This is a genomic window from cf. Phormidesmis sp. LEGE 11477, assembly GCF_015207105.1.
GTDB lineage: Bacteria > Cyanobacteriota > Cyanobacteriia > Phormidesmidales > Phormidesmidaceae > Phormidesmis.
The window spans coordinates 13,652-32,111 of record NZ_JADEXO010000073.1 but is presented as its reverse complement, the minus strand read 5'-3'; the positions used below and the strand labels follow the sequence as shown (position 1 = coordinate 32,111).

The 18,460-nt window shown below is 50.0% G+C and carries 11 protein-coding genes; 6 read left to right on the top strand and 5 right to left on the bottom strand.

The window, feature by feature from the left end; translation table 11 throughout:
* The 3 genes from IQ256_RS18710 to IQ256_RS18705 all read right to left on the bottom strand — a co-directional run.
* A partial coding sequence (locus tag IQ256_RS18710) for a hypothetical protein (protein WP_228025060.1) occupies positions 1-332 on the bottom strand: 332 nt, incomplete at its 3' end.
* A 103-nt stretch (positions 333-435) separates the two neighbouring features.
* The gene (locus IQ256_RS30095) at positions 436-564 is read right to left on the bottom strand and encodes a hypothetical protein (protein ID WP_255516217.1); all 129 of its coding nucleotides are present in this window, start codon (positions 562-564) and stop codon (positions 436-438) included.
* Positions 565-626: 62 nt separating this feature from the next.
* Positions 627-1,229, bottom strand: coding sequence for a DUF4751 family protein (locus tag IQ256_RS18705; RefSeq protein ID WP_193857073.1), 603 nt, complete (start codon positions 1,227-1,229; stop codon positions 627-629).
* Positions 1,230-1,741: 512 nt separating this feature from the next.
* Between IQ256_RS18705 and IQ256_RS18700 the strand changes: the two genes are divergently transcribed.
* The 4 genes from IQ256_RS18700 to IQ256_RS18685 all read left to right on the top strand — a co-directional run bounded on the left by IQ256_RS18700 (position 1,742) and on the right by IQ256_RS18685 (position 12,106).
* Positions 1,742-3,502, top strand: coding sequence for an AAA-like domain-containing protein (locus tag IQ256_RS18700; RefSeq protein ID WP_193857072.1), 1,761 nt, complete (start codon positions 1,742-1,744; stop codon positions 3,500-3,502).
* Positions 3,499-6,921: an AAA-like domain-containing protein gene (locus tag IQ256_RS18695; protein ID WP_193857071.1), complete on the top strand. Its 3,423-nt coding sequence runs from the start codon at positions 3,499-3,501 to the stop codon at positions 6,919-6,921. Before IQ256_RS18700 ends, IQ256_RS18695 begins: the two co-directional genes overlap by 4 nt.
* A gap of 295 nt (positions 6,922-7,216) precedes the next feature.
* On the top strand, positions 7,217-8,272 hold the full coding sequence (locus IQ256_RS18690; protein ID WP_193857070.1) for a TIGR03032 family protein: 1,056 nt from the start codon (positions 7,217-7,219) through the stop codon (positions 8,270-8,272).
* A 135-nt stretch (positions 8,273-8,407) separates the two neighbouring features.
* A complete protein-coding gene (locus tag IQ256_RS18685; protein WP_193857069.1) occupies positions 8,408-12,106 on the top strand; it encodes a filamentous hemagglutinin N-terminal domain-containing protein in 3,699 nt (1,232 codons plus the stop codon).
* Positions 12,107-12,319: 213 nt separating this feature from the next.
* On the opposite strand, the gene IQ256_RS18680 is transcribed toward IQ256_RS18685, so the two are convergent.
* Together IQ256_RS18680 and IQ256_RS18675 are read right to left on the bottom strand one after the other, a co-directional pair.
* Positions 12,320-14,941 (bottom strand): ShlB/FhaC/HecB family hemolysin secretion/activation protein, encoded by a 2,622-nt coding sequence (locus tag IQ256_RS18680; RefSeq protein WP_193857068.1) that lies wholly within the window; start codon positions 14,939-14,941, stop codon positions 12,320-12,322.
* Positions 14,938-17,151, bottom strand: a complete 2,214-nt coding sequence (locus IQ256_RS18675) for a hypothetical protein (protein WP_193857067.1) — start codon at positions 17,149-17,151, stop codon at positions 14,938-14,940. The genes IQ256_RS18680 and IQ256_RS18675 overlap by 4 nt, the downstream gene beginning before the upstream one ends.
* Positions 17,152-17,286: 135 nt before the next feature.
* Between IQ256_RS18675 and IQ256_RS18670 the strand changes: the two genes are divergently transcribed.
* Together IQ256_RS18670 and IQ256_RS30475 are read left to right on the top strand one after the other, a co-directional pair.
* Positions 17,287-17,496: a Nif11-like leader peptide family natural product precursor gene (locus IQ256_RS18670; RefSeq protein WP_193857066.1), complete on the top strand. Its 210-nt coding sequence runs from the start codon at positions 17,287-17,289 to the stop codon at positions 17,494-17,496.
* Between the two features lie 582 nt (positions 17,497-18,078).
* Positions 18,079-18,291, top strand: coding sequence for a lecithin retinol acyltransferase family protein (locus IQ256_RS30475; protein WP_193857075.1), 213 nt, complete (start codon positions 18,079-18,081; stop codon positions 18,289-18,291).
* Positions 18,292-18,460: the final 169 nt, after the last annotated feature.

The following is an 18,460-nucleotide window of genomic DNA, read 5'->3' as shown; positions in this document are numbered from 1 at the left end:
GTCCCATCATAGATAAACAAGGCACCGCCCATCCCCGCGCCGCCACTATTACCATCCCCGCCCCTCGCCAAGCCTTCAGCAAACACTAGATTGCTAAAGTTCACTGTGCCGCTTTTCACGAAGAAAAGCCGGTGGGCATTATCTCCGTTAATTGTGAAGTTGGAACCTGCCCCTGTAATCGTTAGTGCAGACTCTTCTTCAATCAGCGGCAGCAGACCGCTCAAGGTAATATCGCCTGTGATGTTGATGGTGTCAGCTTGACCGTTATTCTTAGAAGCTAGCAGCGCCTGTTGTAGCTCAGCAAACGTATCGACGTCGTTAAAGTTAGCCATGTGTCTGTATCTTTGTGAAAAGGTTTAAAGCAAAGCAGCAAGTAAAATAACTTGCTCGTTAGATATGAAAAGTGAGAGAATTTAGCCTGGGAGAATGCCTACTCTAGAATTGCTCAGCTAGCCATGCCGTGAACTGCCGCGAGCCCGTGAGTTCTAGCCTTGTCTGGGACTGGGCAGACGGTTGAGCAGCAGACTGGACAGTGAACTGAGACTGGTCAAAAGAAGAAGCCACGGCAGATCCGACTCATATTTTTTGCTGTGCGGAGCAGACTTGTTGCTGATGTGTTCAAGCTGCTATTGCAGTCGCATTTCCCACTGTGAGCCATCCCAAGCCAGGTAGTGCAAAATGTTACTAGTGCGCGTTAGGCCATCGCCTTGCCGCGTATGGGTAAACAGTTTGCTCGCAGGATCTACAGTCGCTGTCCAGATCTGCCCGTCCCAAGTTAGGTAGCGGATGATCGTGTCTGTATGACCCGAGTTCGCGCCTTGCCGCGTGTGGGTGAATTGTCCTGATGGACTAATCTGCACTGTCCAGTTGCTGCCATCATCTGTCTGGTATTGGACATATCGATCCGTCAGGCCAGCGCTTTCCCCTCTTTTGGTGTAGTAAAGCGCGACAGCGGCTGTACTCACGTGCGGAGTCAGACTACCGTTTTCATTAGGGTTTCCTAGCGCATCAGAAAGAGAGGGTCCGGGATCTTCGTTAGGGTTAGTACCCGGTAAAGGGACGGTTGTGCTTGCTTGCTTAAGGCCGTGACTAGAAGAAGTGTCGTGCTTTTCCGAGGAGGTCTCAGGCTTCTGCATCTGCGCTGGTGCGGCATTGGTAGTGAAGGTCTGGGTTGGAAGAGTGAGCGCGATCGCAAGTAATGCTGCAAACGAAAAAAAGCGTGGTTTCATGAAACTTATCCTCACTATGAGATAGGTTGAGGGCTCAGCACCTGTTTCAAGAGTGACGACTCAAGCTGCTGTACCTAAGGAGCTATACAGTTGAAGTGAGAACAATATGCAGTACACTCGGTTCTGGTTAGAATCTTTTTACTCTATTTTTTCCACTCTACAGAAGACCTTTTTACCCTACAGAAGGTTCGCTAAGTAAGTACTCTAGTCCTGCTGAAGCTCTCGAAGAGAATAGAGCTTTTAGCCTAAACCCTGAACCTCAGCCAAGTGCCGAAAGCGACAGTCGCAGCATGAACATATTGTTTCTTCTTTACAACACACTTAATCCTATCTTTGAAGAGTTTGAATAGATTAGCTAGGGCTGCAGTTTTCACAAGGTGAACCTGACCTAGCTCGTTCTCAAAGGCCAATCCCTCATTATTTTTGATAGCTGAATGTTTGGTAGCTTTAGTTATAAACTACGATCCAGCACTGCTGATATCGCATACCCTATTGTTAGCAGCGCTGCTGATATGAACAAAGCACGAGGCATGATGGCCCCCGAAAACCTTGGTAAAAGAAAAATTCTATTCTTTGCAGCAAATCCGCGCGACACGGAATATTTGAATTTGCCTGCTGAAGTGGAAGAAATTCGAGATGGATTAGGTCGGGCTAAATATCGCGACAGCTTTACTTTTGAAGAGCGCTGGGCAACGCCACCTAGGGAAATGCAAAATGCGCTTTTGGAAGTAGACCCCCAGATTGTTCATTTTTCAGGGCATGGTAGCTCGGTAGGTGAACTTATCTTAGAAGGAGAGGGCGGGCTACAGCAGCCAGTGCCGTCGAAAGAGCTATATGGATTATTTGGGCTGTTTCCTTCTATCAAATGCGTAGTGCTCAATGCCTGTTTCTCGAAAGTGCAAGCAGAGGCGATCGCAGCGCATGTTCCCTATACCGTTGGCATGAATGCTCCAATTGGCGATCGCGCGGCCATCGAGTTTGCGGCTGGGTTTTATCGAGCACTAGGCACAAAAGAAAAGCTCGATTTTGAATTTGCTTTTCATTTCGCCTGTCGAGCGATTTCTTTTCAGGGCATTCCAGAAGGACAGACCCCTGTCTGCATTCTCAAAGGTGGCAGAAGGTTGCCTACCTATCAGTCTACCAGCGGCGCTGCGGCCAGTCAGAAGGGAAGTAACAGCACTAGAGAAATCTCGCTCGTCTATAAGCCGACAAAAGATGTGCCGCATGAGGCGGTTAGCCCGCCCTCCGTCAGCGCGGAAATATTGCGTCTGGGCTCTCAAGATGGGGCCGTTGATCTAGATTCACCTTTCTATGTGCGATCGCCCCTAGAAGAACGAGCCTGCGAAGCCGTCAACCGGCCAGGGGCCCTACTACGCATCAAGTCTTCGCACGGCATGGGCAAATCGTCTTTAGCCATTCGAGTGCTCGACTATGCCAAAGCCCAGGGCCACCGCACGGTGACGATCGACTTCAAAGCAACCAACGAAAAGTTCTTTCAAGATCTCGATCAGTTTGCCAAGTGGTTTTGTGCGTCAGTGGGTAAGCCACTAGGCATTCGGAAGCGGACAGAGGACTATTGGGATGACATGTTTGGCCCGAATGGCAACTGCGAAGACTACTTCCAAGACTACTTGTTGACGGGCGAACCTTTGACCCTGGCACTAGAAAACTTCGATCGGCTATTTGACTATCCCCAAATAGAGACAGACTTTTGCGCGCTGCTGCGAGGCTGGCACGAAAAGGCCAAGCGAGACGACCGCTGGGATTTGCTGCGCCTAGTCATTGTATATTCACAGGAGTCTTACGAGCCTAAAGATATTAACCAGTCACCTTTCAACGTGGGTTTTCCCATTGAGCTAGGGCCTTGGACGCAGGCCGAAGTTGAAGCGCTAAGCGCTCAGTATAGGCTGACCTTCGATCAGCAAGACTTATCCAATCTGATGGATTTGACCGGTGGTCATCCTCATCTAGTGCATTTGATCCTACCGTCGATAGCTTTAGGAGAAAGTAGCCTATCAGAGATTATGGCGATCGCAGCGACTGAGGCGGGGATCTACAGCTCACATTTGCGAGAAAGATTAATCTATCTAGAAAAGCACCCTGAGCTAAAGGAGGCGATGCAGAGCGTGGTAGAGGCAGATGAGCTAGTACGGATAAAGTCGCAAGACGCACACAGGCTGGTGAGTATGGGCTTGATTAAGCGGGTGAGTAATGACGTTGAGCCCTTGTGTCGGGTATATCAGGAGTATTTTAGAGAGCAGCTTGCGGTATGAGTAGACCCTACAGCTACCAAATTGGCGGCAGTTTGCCCGCAGATGCGCCTAGCTACGTCACTCGCCAGGCAGATACTGAGCTGTATGAGCGACTGAAGGCAGGGGATTGTTGCTACGTGTTTAACGCTCGCCAAATGGGCAAATCTAGCCTGCGAGTGCGAGCGATGCAGCGTTTGCAGGCGGCAGGGGTGGCTTGCGCGGTGATCGATCCGCAAACCATTGGGACACAAGTCCGTGAAGACCAGTGGTACGCAGGCGTGATAAAAAGCCTAGTACAAGGATTTAGGCTAGCGCCTGAGTTTGACCTTCGCCAGTGGTGGCAGGGGCTGAACCAGCAGTCGGTTCCGTCTGTGCAGCGCTTTTATCTATTTATTACAGACGTACTGCTGCCTCGCGTTTCGCAGCCGATTGTGATTTTTGTAGAAGAGATTGATTCGCTGCTGAGTTTGGCGTTTTCGGCAGATGATTTCTTCATCTTAATCCGGGCGTTTTATGAAAACCGCACTGAAAATCCTGAGCTAAAGCGACTCTCTTTTGCTTTGGTGGGCGTAGCCATGCCAACGGATTTGATTAAGCATCGTCATGGCTCCACCTTTAACATTGGCATCGCTGTTGAAATGAGTGGCTTCACGTTTCTAGAAGCTCAGCCGCTAATAATTGGGCTAGAAGGGAAAGTTGCTGATCCTAAAGGATTGTTGAAGTCAGTGCTGTATTGGTCCGGGGGACAACCTTTTTTGACTCAAAAGCTACTGTCACTGGTGACGAGTGAGATAGCCGCCGGGCATGAACCAGCAAGTGACCTGGCAGCCTGGATGGATGGACTGGTAGCAGAGCGGGTGATTGACCGTTGGGAAGCTCAGGATGTGCCTCAACATCTGGGGACTTTGCAGGAGCGAATATTACGCATTGATGAGAAAAAACGTGGGCTGCTGCTAGGGCTGTATCAGCGAGTGTTGTTAGAAAATGGCATTGCCGCAGATGATAGCGATGAGCAGGTTCAGCTACGGCTAACTGGACTGGTGGTAAGACGCAATGGCCAGCTAAAGGTGTATAACCCCATTTACAAGGCGGTGTTTGACAATAAATGGGTAGAGCGCTGTTTGGGCGAGCTACGTCCGCCTTTTTATGCAGAAGCACTACGTGCGTGGCACAAGTCAGGCAATCAGGATTCGGCTTTTTTGTTGCGGGGGGAAGCTTTAGAGAATGCAGAAGCTTGGGCGAAAGGTAAGCGGCTGAGTAGCGAAGACGAGCAATTCTTGCAGGCTAGCCGAGAGCAGGAGAAAGCCGACAAGGCAGAAGCCTTTGCCGCAGAGCAAGCGCGAAGTAAGCTGTTGGCTGATGCTAACGACAAGGCCAGACGCAGGATTCAGTTCGGTTCTGGCTTGCTGGCCCTTGCGGTGTTGGCCAGTATTGGAATAGGAGTCTGGTCGAGAAAGGTAGTTAGAGACACCACATTTGAAAAGCAAGAGACTGAAATACTTATCCTGAGTGCGATCGCCGAGGCCAAGCGCTTCGAGGGCGATCCATTTGAGGCTTTGTTGACGGCACTCGACGGTGCAGAAAAGTTAAAGCGCTTGGAAACAGAATACAAGAGACCGTTGTTGTCTTCCACAGTGAATGAAGTCTCCTTCTCCTTGGGCGCAGCAGTAGAGCAGGTGCAAGAGAAGAATCGGTTTACAGAGGAATTGAGGACCATCTCCGCAGATGGCAGCATGATTATCACAAGTGGTGGTGATGGCACTGCCAAAGTATGGGCAGAAGGAACCTCAGAGCCCTGCACCCTAGACCACGGTAGTGCTGTCAAATCCATTGCCATCTCTGCAGATGGCAGCGCGATTGCCACAGGTGGTGAAGATGGCACTGCCAAAGTATGGGCAGAAGGAACCTCAGAGCCCCGCACCCTAGACCACGGTAGTACGGTCTGGTCCATAGTTATCTCCGCAGATGGCAGCATGATTATCACACGTGGTGGTGATGGCACTGCCAAAGTATGGACAGAAGGAACCGCAGAGCCCCGAACCCTAGACCACGGTAGTTGGGTTAGGTCCGTAGCCATCTCCGCAGATGGCAGCACAATTGTTACAGGCGGTGATGGCACTGCCAAAGTATGGGCAGAAGGAACCGCAGAGCCTCGCACCCTAGACCACGGTAGTACGGTCTGGTCCGTAGCCATCTTTGCAGACGGCAGCACGATTGTTACAGGTGGTGAAGATGGCACTGCCAAAGTATGGGCAGAAGGAACCGCAGAGCCTCGCACCCTAGACCACGGTAGTTGGGTTAGGTCCGTAGCTATCTTTGCAGACGGCAGCACGATTGTTACAGGTGCTGAAGATGGCACTGCCAAAGTATGGGTGGAAGGAACCGCAGAGCCTCGCACCTTAGACCACGGTAGTTCGGTCAGGTCCATTGCCATCTCTGCAGATGGCAGCGCGATTGCCACAGGTGGTGGTGATGGCACTACCAAAGTATGGACAGAAGGAACCGCAGAGCCTCGCACCCTAGACCACGGTAGTTGGGTTAGGTCCGTAGCCATCTCCGCAGATGGCAGCACGATTATCACAGGTGGTGATGGCACTGCCAAAGTATGGACAGAAGAAGCTGCCGAGCCCCGCACCCTAGACCACGGTAGTGCTGTCAAATCCATTGCCATTTCCGCAGATGGCAGCGCGATTGCCACAGGTGGTGAAGATGGCACTGCCAAAGTATGGATAGAAGAAGCCGCCGAGCCTCGCACCCTAGACCACGGCAGTACGGTCTGGTCCGTAGCTATCTTTGCAGATGGCAGTGCGATTGTCACAGGTGGTGAAGATGGCACTGCCAAAGTATGGACAGAAGAAGCCGCCGAGCCCCGCACCCTAGACCACGGTAGTTCGGTCAAATCCATAGCCATCTCCGCAGATGGCAGCGCGATTGCCACAGGTGGTGAAGATGGCACTGCCAAAGTATGGGTGGAAGGAACCGCAGAGCCTCGCACCTTAGACCACGGTAGTTCGGTCTGGTCCGTAGCCATCTCCGCAGATGGCAGCGCGATTATCACAGGTGGTGAAGATGGCATTGCCAAAGTATGGGCGGAAGGAACCGCAGAGCCTCGCACCTTAGACCACGGTAGTTGGGTCTGGTCCGTAGCCATCTTTGCAGACGGCAACACGATTGTCACAGGTGGTCATGATGGCATTGCCAAAGTATGGGCGGAAGGAACCGCAGAGCCTCGCACCTTAGACCACGGTAGTTGGGTTTTGTCCGTAGCTATCTCCACAGATGACAGCACGGTTGTCACAGGTAGTGAAGATGGCACTGCCAAAGTATGGGATCGCAACCTCGATAGCCTTGTTGTAAAAGGCTGTAACTGGCTCCAGGAATACTTCGATACACATCCCGAAGAAGATAAAACTATCTGCGAAGAAGTATTAGCGAGCTAAAGCGCACGATACCGTATAACCTTCACTCCACGACTGAAAGGCCCGCACATTTCAGGAAACAGCATGAGCCAATCCTACCAGTATCAGCTCGGCGGCAGCCTACCTGCCAACGCGCCCAGCTACGTCACTCGTCAGGCCGAATCTCCTACAAGCAGCTAAAAGCAAGCGACTGGTGCTATGTGTTCAACGCTCGCCCAATAGGTAAGTCCAGTATGTGCGAAGAACTCTAACTACGTGCAATAGATTTGCCCGACTAAGAAATAGTGACGCGATCGCAGGCAAGGATTTGAGAACTATGGCTTCTGCCCCCTTTCGGAGCATCTATACTCAAAGCTTTTGCAATCTGTTGAATCGGTGTGGTATCTCGCTAATAGTGTCTACCTATCAAGCGGGGCGGGTGATCGTAGTGCGCTCTGAAGGGAAGAGCGTGAATACTCACTTTCGGGTTTTGAATAAGCCGATGGGAGTAGCAGCAGCCGACAACAAGCTGGCAATCGGCACGGCATACGAAATTTGCGTGTTTCGCAATGCGCCTGCGGTAGTAGGGCGATTGGAGCCACCCGATCGGCATGATGCCTGTTATCTGTTAGGCGATCGCCATGTGACTGGCAATATTGACATTCATGAAATGGCCTACGCCAGAGACGAGCTTTGGTTTGTCAATACGCGATTCTCTTGTCTATGCACTTTTGACCACAACAGTAGCTTTGTTCCCCGCTGGCGACCGCCTTTTATCAGTGGATATAATGCAGGCGATCGCTGCCATCTAAACGGACTGGCGATCAAAGATAATCAGCCCCACTACATGACAGCGCTAGGAGAAACCAATACCGCCCAGGGATGGCGAGAGAATAAGGCAGACGGTGGCATTCTGATGGATATCACCACGGATGAGATTTTGGTAAGCGGGCTGTCGATGCCGCACTCACCTCGGTGGTATCGAGACCAGTTGTGGGTTTTAGAATCGGGGCAAGGCAGCCTCGCAACCGTGAATATTGAGTCCGGTAAGCTAAACACAGTCGTAACGCTGCCTGGGTTTGCCCGAGGAATGGACTTTTTCGGGCCACTGGCTTTTATTGGGCTCTCTCAAGTGAGAGAGTCGGCTGTGTTTAGCGGACTGCCGATTGTTGAAGCGTCGCCTGAGCGCATCTGTGGGGTATGGGTAGTGAATATTGAAACGGCTGAGATTCTAGGTTTTCTAAAGTTTGAGGGAGATGTTCAAGAGATATTTTCAGTAACTGTATTACCAGGCATACGATTTCCTGAGCTGATAAAAAGCGATGAAACGCTGCTAAAAAATTCTTTTGTGTTGCCAGATGATGTAGTAGTAAAGATGTCATCGCAAAGCTGAGACTACTGGCATCATAAAAAGGACGGCTCTCAAATTGAGAGGTCGATAGAACGCGGTATGCTCTAAGCTAGCCCACTAGCCATCTTGTGATAGTGCTAGCAATATGGCTATAACAGAGCGTAGAGGATAGAAAAGTTGACTAACTCACCTGTTCGAAGATGTCTTAGCTATCTGTTAGGCGCTGTGACTAGCGGCTGCGTGGTCTTTGATGGTGCGATCGCCTCTGCTCAGCTCATTCCTGACAGCACCCTAGGCACAGAAACTTCCACCCTTAGCAACGGTGTCGTCAATAACAATTCAGTTCGGCTGATTGAAGGCGGCGCAGCGCGAGGCCAAAATCTCTTCCACAGCTTCAGCGACTTCAACATAGATGCAGGCGAGTCTGTCTACTTCGCTAGCCCTCGTGAGATCAACAATATTTTCAGCCGCGTCACCGGCAACAATCTCTCGACTATTGATGGACTATTAGGCGTTGATGGTACGGCAAATCTGTTCTTGATAAACCCGAACGGTATTCTGTTTGGCCCAGAAGCACAGTTAGATATTCCCGGTTCGTTTACGGCTAGCGCCGCTAACAGCTTTGCGTTCGCAAACAGTAGCGAGTTTAGTGCATTGCCAGGAAATACGTCGCTGCTGAGTATCAGCGTACCACTAGGTATTCAACTCAATGACACAGCCCAAGCAGATATTACTAGTACAGGTACGCTAGCAACCGGACAAGACCTATCGCTGCTAGGCAATCAACTTCAGCTAGAAGGGAAGCTGGAGGCTGGCGGCGATGTAACGCTACAGGCTGAAGAGATTACAAACAACAGTGGCTTACTAGTATTTGCAACAGGCAGCGTGACGCTAAGTGATTATGTCGGCGGGGCCCTGAAGGTAGAGGCTGCAGGTAGTATCGATACCGGAGATATTACTGCAACGGGACCGAACACAGTGCTAACTGCAGATGGGACGGGCTCAGATGAAGACTTGCTAGCAAGCGGCCAGGCGGTCATTTTACGGACCGTAGGCGAAGATGCTGGTCGTTCTGATATTACTGTGAACAATATCGACACTTCCAGCTCAGAGGGCGCTGATGGCGGCGCAATCGTTATCTCCTCAATTTCTGGCGATATTACGACTCAAGGAAACATAGATTCTTCCTTATCCTCGTTCTCATACGGTGATAGTGGGAATGGCGGCAGAATCTCTATCTCTTCAACTTCAGGTGATATCACTACTCAAAGTTATTTGTCGGCGTGGGTTAGAAATAACGCAAACGGTGGCACAATTACAATCTCTTCTAACTCTGGTGATATCACTATTAGGAAGCCTTTACTGGTATCTGCTTTCGGTAATTCTGCAAGCGGTAATAGTGCTGCTGGAGAAATCAACATTTCTTCTATCTCTGGTGATATCACTACTGAGGGAATCCTTAGCGCTGAAGCTAATGCATACGGCGATAGCGGCGATGGAGGCACCATTTCTGTTCGTTCGGAATCAGGCAATATCACAACAGAAGCTTCGCTAAATGTCTCTTCTGCTTCGACTGTCGGTTCTAGTGGCAACAGTGGAGAAATTTCTATTGCTTCGGACTCTGGTAATATTACCAGTCGCGGTTCTCTACGAGCCCGTAACTATACAGCCTATGCTGATGCTGGAGATGGAGGAAACATTTCTATTTCTTCAATTTCCGGCGATATTATTTTAGAGGCACCGATTCGGTCTTCTACTGCAGCTGCTATCTATTATGACGACACCAGTTATAGCCCAAACACTGGTTACGGAGGTAGCATCTCAATCTCGACTAACGAAGGCCACATTCTCGGAAATGATACTCAGTTGATTTCTTCTTCGCTCTCAAAGAGCCAATCAGGAGAAGGCGGCGACATTACACTTCGAGCGTCTAGCATATCTGGCTTAGAGCTATTTACAATCTCGAATTCTGGTGAATCTGGTAACGTCAGCATTCACAATCCCTACGGCAGCTTGACAGTGGAAAACTTGCAAATAACGACAAGTGGTCAGGTTGAACTTGTGAATCCTAATTTCCCATCTGACACTTTTACAATAGACCTCAGCAATGTAGGACAAGCTGGCGGCACATCTATTACCAGCATTGGCGATATTTCACTAGCTAATGTTGGTATCACAGGAGATGCTAACGGCAGCAGGGAGGCCGGTGACATTCACATTGCCAGTCTCGGTCAAAAGATTATCTTTGATAACAGTACGATTAGTAGCAACGCCAATAGTAGTGGAGCTGCCGGTAATATTCTGATTGAAGCCGCTCACTTAAGGTTAGGGGAGGGCGATCGCATCCTCGCCGAAACAACAAACGCAGGTAACGGCGGCAGCATCACCATCAACGCCAGCGAGTCCGTCTTTCTAGGCGAAGGCGTGCAAGACTTTGCCCCTATCATTTCCGTCGAGGCTGGCGGTGCGGGCAGACCTGGTGATATCGAGATTAATACGCCTAACTTTGTTCTATCAGAAACCGCTAGAATCACCGCCACTTCCAGCGAGACGGCGACTAACCCCGCAGGCGGCAGCGTCACCCTCAGCGCCAACCAAATGAACCTAGCGGGTACAGTCGGCGTTTTTGCCGAAACTCAAGGACGCTCTCCCGGCGGTCAGCTAACCCTACAGCCCTATCAAAGCGATTCAAATCTAGCGATCAGGCTAGCTGCCGGATCGCGTGTCTCTGCCTCGACTAGCGGTAGCGGGGACGGTGGCAACCTGATTCTGAAGGCTCCTGATGCGATTACAGTCAGTGGTCCTGGTGAGCTAGCAGTTGAAACTAGTGAAGCTGGTGACGCTGGCGATATCACTGCCGAAGCGCAAAGCCTCACTTTCTCGGATGGCGTTCGCGTCTCTGCTTCTACTAGCGGTAGCGGGGACGGGGGCAACATCGTTTTTCGACTGTCTGAACAATTGACGATTGATAACAGCACTATCGAGTCAAGTACAGAAGCTGGCTCAACGGGTGCAGGTGGCAATATCAATATCGACGCCGCCGAGATCGCACTGCGAAACAGCGGAAACATTGCCGTTGATTCCGCAGGAGAAGCATCAGGGGGTAATATTGCACTCGATGCCAATTCGCTTTCCCTGAACAACAGCCGCATTAGCGCCACTACGTTCAGCAGTAATGGAGGGAACCTCACCTTCAATCTACAAGACCTGTTACTACTCAAAAACGGTAGCTTAATCACCACAGAAGCAGGCACCGCAAGAACAGGTGGCAATGGTGGCAATATCGCGCTCGATATCAGTGAGGGTTTTGTTGTTGCAGTCCCCAGCGAAAACAGTGATATTCGTGCGAATGCCTTTGAAGGCGATGGTGGAAACGTGGATATTACAGCGCGTAGCCTTTTTGGTATAGTCTTTCGCCCGGATGTACTCGATACGCCAGAGAGCGATATCACCGCTAGCTCTCGATTTGGTAGCAGCGGCACGGTCGTAGTCAACGAACTCAACCCCGAAGCTGTGCAAACCGAGATAGAGCTGCCAACCGATACTGCTGTTCCGCCCTTAGCGCAGGGGTGCCGCGCTCGTAACTCACGCACGAATAGCTTTGTGGCGACAGGACGAGGTGGACTGCCGACGAATCCAGCGGATCCGCTGAGTGCCGATATGGTCTGGCAAGACATTGCGCCGTTCGAGTCGGACAGTGCTGACTCGAACTCGATAGTCAGCAACCGTGCCAATGTCGAAGTAGCTGATATCAAAGCGCCAATCGTTGAAGCTCAGCATTGGATCCGCACAGCTAGTGGGAGCATTGTTTTAGTTGCGCGCTCCGAGGTCGCAGCAGAGGGTTTAAACCGAGCTTCTCTGCCGTGTCATAGTTAGGCAGCGCCACATTTTTCCTCACAGTCCGAGCTATCCTTTGGTTAATCCTGGCGCAATTATTCCATAAGGCTTCTTTTCATGGGTCTGGCAATATTTGTATTGCAATCAAAGGGAAGGTTACGACAGTTTTCTGAAAGCGTTACTGATAGCGTCCTATAAGATTTCGAATTGTCCGATAGTCTTATCCAAGGGAGAAGCAATCAGGATGGGACCTTAGAAAGGCGTATACCTGATCTGAAATTGTAATCCTGTATCTTGCAATATCTCCGTAGCCGTCAGCGGAATCGCCCAATCTACCCTGGCACTAAAGTCATCTCCCGTTTGCCAGATCAGACCTAAGCCCGTACTTGCCAGCACACTTCTTTCATCGGTGGCGAAATCATCTCTATCCCAGCCGCCGCCCAAATCTAGAAACGGTGCAACCTGCAGGTCACTATCCCACCTAGCAACTTTCAATACAGGCACTCTTAGCTCAGAAGAGAGAAACCACCCACTATCAGTAAGTAGCGCGTTGGGTCGATAGCCTCTAACCGAACTCTGCCCGCCCGTACCAAATTGTTCAGAAGGCACTAGGGGTCTATCCGCAAATTGCACCCTACCTTGTACAGAAAACAGAGCATCCGAACCTAGCCTTCGAGTCCAGAAGCTTCGAGCAGTCCATCGCAAAAATCGGCTATCTGGCCCGTCACTAACTGTCGTTGAATTGAGCACGTTTAGACCCAAGCTCAGTTCTGAATCTAGTGCAAAAACCTGCTTTGGATAGCGTTTTACCCACGATTGACCCAGGCGCAACGCAGTGATTCGAGAGCGGCCATCAAGGTCGTTACCTCTTCCAGGTAAAGGCAGTGCTTCGCCTAAAAGCGCCTCTAGATACAGACCTTCACTATTGCGGCGGTATGCGCTCAGGTTTAGCGCAAACTCTTCTGTCAGTGTTTGAACTAGCGGCTGTCTAAAAGACAGCTTGTAAGTTTGAGACTCAGAGGTAATATCTAGTCGGTCAAAAGGAGATTCTACGACTCGGCTGTCGACGTTGCGAAAGGACAGTCCCAAAGTACCATTACGGGCATTGAGCGGAATGCTATAGCCAAAGTTCCAGCGGCTGCTGCCTTCGGTGCGCTCGTAGCTAGCGCTGATGCGATCGCCTAACCCCAAAAGATTAGCTTGACTCAGTCCCACCCGCTGGCCAAACTGACCGACGCTAGGAGAACTATAGTTACTCGTCGAAAAGCTAGTATCAAACCCGCTGTCTTGAACAACATTGACGTTGAGTGTACTGCTACCAGCTTCTAGCCCTGGTGCAACCTCCGTCGATATCTGGCGAATCAGCGGATCTCGCTCCAGTAGCTGAACGCTTTCTACCAGTTCATCAAGATTGAGCGGACCGCGAGTAGCCGCCTGTAAACGATCCCTAACGTAGCTTGGCCTTAGCCTAAACCTGTTTGCCCCCGACACGTCGACATTCACAGTGCCCAGGCGGCCTTCAACGACCTGAATGCTGACAGTCTCATCTTCTAGCTCGTTTTCTGAAATATAAGCGCCAGAATTGATGTAGTTTCGTTCTATATAGAATTGGCTGACTACATCGCCAATTCGGGCTAGCTCTGTTCTAGTCAAATTGATCGGAAACGGAATCTGTGTAGATAGACTTGACGGCGGATTTGACAGCAACGGATTAGGTGAAGACGAAACGCCGCTGCCGTCACTGCTCTGCGGCTCAGTGATTGCTGTGCCTTGCGGATCGCTGGTTGGACGCTCGCTAAGGAATTGCTGAACTGCCGCCAGCAGTTCGCTATCTTCAAAAACAGTGTTACCAACAATTTCAAACCGCTCTACTCGAATCTGCTCAGGTCTAGCATCGGGGGCGATCGCCGGGTCTATTGGCTGATCTGTTGGCTGATCTATTGGCGGGTCTATCGCCTGATCTACAAAAGGAAGTTGGCCAAGAAGCGAGCTAGCCGCGTCTGTTTCTGTTTCTGCATCATTTGTTTCTACGTCACCTGTTTCTACATCCACGGAGGCTGAACTTTCAGGCGAGAAACGCTCGGAAGTACTCGACGGCGGCTGGTCTTCCGCACTCTCAGGCATAGAAGAAACCGGTGGAATTTGTTCTAGCTGTTGCTGTGGGTTCGCTGTAGGCTCGCTGCCGGAGCGATTACTGTCGATTGATGAGGTGGTTTCACTAAATTCAGGGCTAGCAGTTTGGGACAGATCATTTGCTTCCGGTGCCGCCGTACTAGGTGGTGATAACACAGCACTTAAATCTACCTTTTCTGGTAGTGCGGTTGGCGGCGATGGTGATTCCCCGGCTGAGGCTGAAAGTGCTTCGCCACCGTTTTCAAGTGGTGAACTAGTAGCACTTTCGTCACTACCTGGTTGTCTAAATCCTTGCTTTGTAGAAGATGGCAGTGGCGCTGCGCGATCTTCCGTCTGAGAAAGTCTCTCTCTTTGACTTCTTGTAGTTTGCTCAATAGTTTGCTCAGCGGGCACAGGCGCTGAAGAAATTCGAGATGAAGATTGGGTAATACGGGGTAGCGCTTCTGCTGTAGATTCCGGTGTCTCAGACGAAGCGGACGAAGCTGTGACGCTTTCAACAATTACGCTATCCGCATATCTTCTATGCCGCCAGCTCAAGAAGCCTAGCATCGTGACTGACACTAAACCCAATAATGCCAAAACGCCTATAATTGCTTTCCATTCCAAGCCCGTACTGGCAAACTCACCATCCCGCTTCATCGCTGAGTCGGTCACTGCGCCTTCGGCACCCTCTACTACAGCAACGTTTGCAACCGTACTTTTCACCCCAGGGGCCACTGAAGCAGCATCAAGCGTATTCATGGCGTAGCAATCTCCCTAATTGGAACAAAGCCCGCTTCGCTCAGTAAGCGCTGGCCTTCGTCTGTGGTCAACAATTCGGCTAGTTTCTGGCCAATGGGTGAGCGACTATTGTCTTGGGGATAGACAACAGCAAGAGAATAGGTCAGTGGATAGTTACCTGATTTAAAGGCGCTGATATCGGGTTGATAGAGCCCTTTGCGATCGCATAGATTAGTCGTCGGTTGAATCGCCTTACCCGTCCTGACTATTTCCCACGGCTGAACGGCTGTCTGGTTATCTTCACTAATTGCCAGCGGATAAACAGAGCACTGCCCCATTATTTGACTGAGCGGTGCAATACCCAAGCTACCCACTTGGCGCAGCTCAAAGTCTCGAATAATTGTTCGCAGCATTTCTAGCGTCGGCAGCCTAAATGCGCCCAGCAGCGAACCTGGTTCCGAGATATCTGCCAGCGTCGCTGGATAGAGAATCTGCTGCTCGAAAATAGCAACAATATCTGGATTATCTGCCAGATACACAGACGTTTCTAAACCGCGAGGGCCACCGACTTCTCTCCAATCATCCACCGACCCTAAATAAATATCTCTTAGCGCCTCCACCGGCAGCGTCCCATCCAACGCGCTAGGCAAGCCTTTTTCTCGGCGGGCATAGCTAAAGGGTACGACTGCAGCTAGTCCGTCGTAGGCAATCGTCTGCACCCCTAGCTCAATCGGCAGCTCAAAGGCAGAAGTAAGTGATAAGACAGCAAAGTCTGCCTCACCTGACTGAATCTGTGCGATCGCCTCTGCGGGGTCTGTGACCAGTTTTAGGATATCGCTGTCTTCTAGGCTGTTGGAAAGTAGGGGTGCGATCGCCGAAGAGAGTGACTGCCCTCGCTGGCCTAGATCTTGCCGCTGCAAAATGCTCTCCCACAGCCCGCCTCGAACTGCTGCATAGTTGAAGGGTTCTACAGGAATAGCGCTCACTTCTGCCAAGCAACAGACTGAGGCATCAACCGCATCCTCCCCGTCCTCTGCTCGCCCCCTAGCAATCGGTCCTAGTAGCAAAACTAGCCCGCCCAAGACCGCTAGAGCAGCGCCAATTCCAAGCAGCGCCCGACGAGATAGTCGACGCTTTTTCTTAGGCTGTGCTTGAGAAAGAGAAGAGGACGACAAGCTATCAGAGAGCGGAACAGGTAGCGCTAACAGCGCCTGCCATGCAGCGTCGGCTGACTCAAACGGAATAGAGTCCGGGTTCGATAGCTGTCGAATAAAACCATCGAGGAACGGATCTTCTAGCTCTTGTACTAGCGCGTGGTATTGGCTGAGCGCACGGGCTTCTATCAAGTGATGCCCTATCTGACCAACTGCGCTCAGATCTCTCGCAACTGTTCTAGGCTCTACAGTTGATTGCAAAAGTGCCTCAGCCGGATCTTTAGTCACTTGTTCCCACAGCAGCAAATCACTTAGATAGATAAACAGATGACCGTTTTCTTCTATACAGAGCGTATTTTCTATCTGCAGGTTTCCATGTACTAGGCCCAGCCGCATCTCGCCTGAAGGTAACAGCACTTTCTGTTGATGTAGCACAGACAGCGTCTGCAAAATCTGAGCGAGCACTGTTCTAATACGACTAGTTGAAAAAAAGTACTGCTCCCTTATCTTCAGCGCTAGCGACGAAGCAGCATCTTGCTCAGGCGTAATCAAATAAAATCGCCTATGCGTCACATCATCCTCTCCAAGATCTCCGCTATCGGCGATCGCTTCTAAAGGTTGAATGATTCTAATATCCCGCTCTCGTTCATCTAGGTAGCGAAAGCCAGCAAAATCCAAAAAAGCTCGGCTTATCTGATGCAGCTCATCTGAGCGAAAAAGCTGAGTTGGTAGCAGATATTCTTTGACAACAACTGGCTGCTTTGAACTCACCCGTACGCCTTGAAAAAGGTGCCCATTACCTCTCTTCATAAGATAGCCGTGAACTTTGTAACGTCCTTGCTGGCCCTGAATTTCTCTACCGATAGTCGGCAATAGAAAGTCTTCTGACTCCTTTCCCACTGGCTCTTCTATCGTCTCTTCAACCAAATCTGAATCCGAGAAGAACTCTGGCCTCAAATCGGCTAACAAATTCTGCAGCCAGCCGTAGCGACTTAAATAGTTGAAGCGAGATAGTCTTAGATGAACAGGCTGTCGTCTTAGATAAGTTTTTACTAGTATCTTGGGAATATTCTTCATCACATTCAGTCCGATCGTGCTTTAATCCTTCTGTCCGGCGCACATGTTTTACTTCACTTTTCTACACAGAATCAGCGATTTTCATATTTGTTGATTACAGTTAAGCTCAGCTATAAACGTAAGTGAGTCATAGCAATGTCTAAAGAAGCAGTCATTCAACTTTTCAGAGCAACTCAAGCAGATGCGGATCTAAAGCAAAAGCTAAACACTTCGCCAGACCTAGAGTCTCTAGTCGAGATGGCTAAAAGCTACGGATATGAGTTCACGGTAGAAGAATGGAAAGAGGCGACCGGCTTCTCAGTAGAAGAGTTGCAGGGCAAGCTTTCCGAAATTCCCGGCATCTAGTTCTTTATATACAGTTCTAGTAACATAGGCTTTGGATAAGAGAGAAGACAGCAATACCTATACTAGGATGCGATTTCGAGTAGATCACCCTATCGAAAGTAAGCTGTGTCGAACGCTCCAAAGCCGTACACGACCTTAGGCTGTAGCATGTTTTGCTATAAACAATTGTCCGCTCTTTGAATGGGAAGAGCGAATGACAAGAGTGTCAGCTTCAAATGTCGAGCAAATGCGGCGTTTTCTCTAGAGAGATGACATAACCTAGACCCAGCGCATTTGGGACGATATATAGATTAGATAGCTCTACAGCGTTGTAAACAAATCACTCAAGGAATCTACAGATGCAAGCACTACGCCACCAACAATTAGTAAGCAGCCTAACCACGTTGTCCAAGTTACTTCAGCCAATATGAAACCACCTTAGATTTTCTCCAGGCAGTAAAGCCGAGAAAAAACGATGAGTAGTGTCCATAGACAAGCAATCAAGCTTGCTTCTATAACGGGCGCATTTCTTAACGCAAGGAAGTAAAGAAAGTGATAACCGAATAGACCGGCGATGCCCAACCCCCAAACAGCTACAGGCAAATTCAAATAACGAAGTGGGTTCTGCCTATTTTTCCTCTTGACGAGATAGTAGCCCGCGCACAGAGGCAGATAGGAAGGCATGACTGTAATGCTGTTGTTAGAAACTGTGAGAATTTTGCGAACTGGTGTGTTACGGGTCGTAGCAAGTTGTCGAGCGCCTACTTCTGTGCAGAAGGTTGGCGACATCTTTACTCTTGGAGATTTAATGGTTAGCTCAGCTCCGAAATATCTCTGCCTACCCTTCCTGTAGAATGTGTCATCTATAGATTAAGACTGCTGAGTCGAAACCTATGAAGCGTTCTAAAATATTGAAATAGTTTTGAGAATGACCTATCGAGACATGGATTGAGATATTCTTTTGTCGGGTCTAAAAATGTCTCGA

Excerpts from the sequence above, each read along its gene's own strand:
- IQ256_RS18705 (WP_193857073.1), bottom strand. The coding sequence starts at position 1,229 with ATGAAACCACGCTTTTTTTCGTTTGCAGCATTACTTGCGATCGCGCTC.
- IQ256_RS18700 (WP_193857072.1), top strand. The coding sequence starts at position 1,742 with ATGAACAAAGCACGAGGCATGATGGCCCCCGAAAACCTTGGTAAAAGA.
- IQ256_RS18695 (WP_193857071.1), top strand. The coding sequence starts at position 3,499 with ATGAGTAGACCCTACAGCTACCAAATTGGCGGCAGTTTGCCCGCAGAT.
- IQ256_RS18690 (WP_193857070.1), top strand. The coding sequence starts at position 7,217 with ATGGCTTCTGCCCCCTTTCGGAGCATCTATACTCAAAGCTTTTGCAAT.
- IQ256_RS18680 (WP_193857068.1), bottom strand. The coding sequence starts at position 14,941 with ATGAATACGCTTGATGCTGCTTCAGTGGCCCCTGGGGTGAAAAGTACG.
- IQ256_RS18675 (WP_193857067.1), bottom strand. The coding sequence starts at position 17,151 with ATGAAGAATATTCCCAAGATACTAGTAAAAACTTATCTAAGACGACAG.
- IQ256_RS18670 (WP_193857066.1), top strand. The coding sequence starts at position 17,287 with ATGTCTAAAGAAGCAGTCATTCAACTTTTCAGAGCAACTCAAGCAGAT.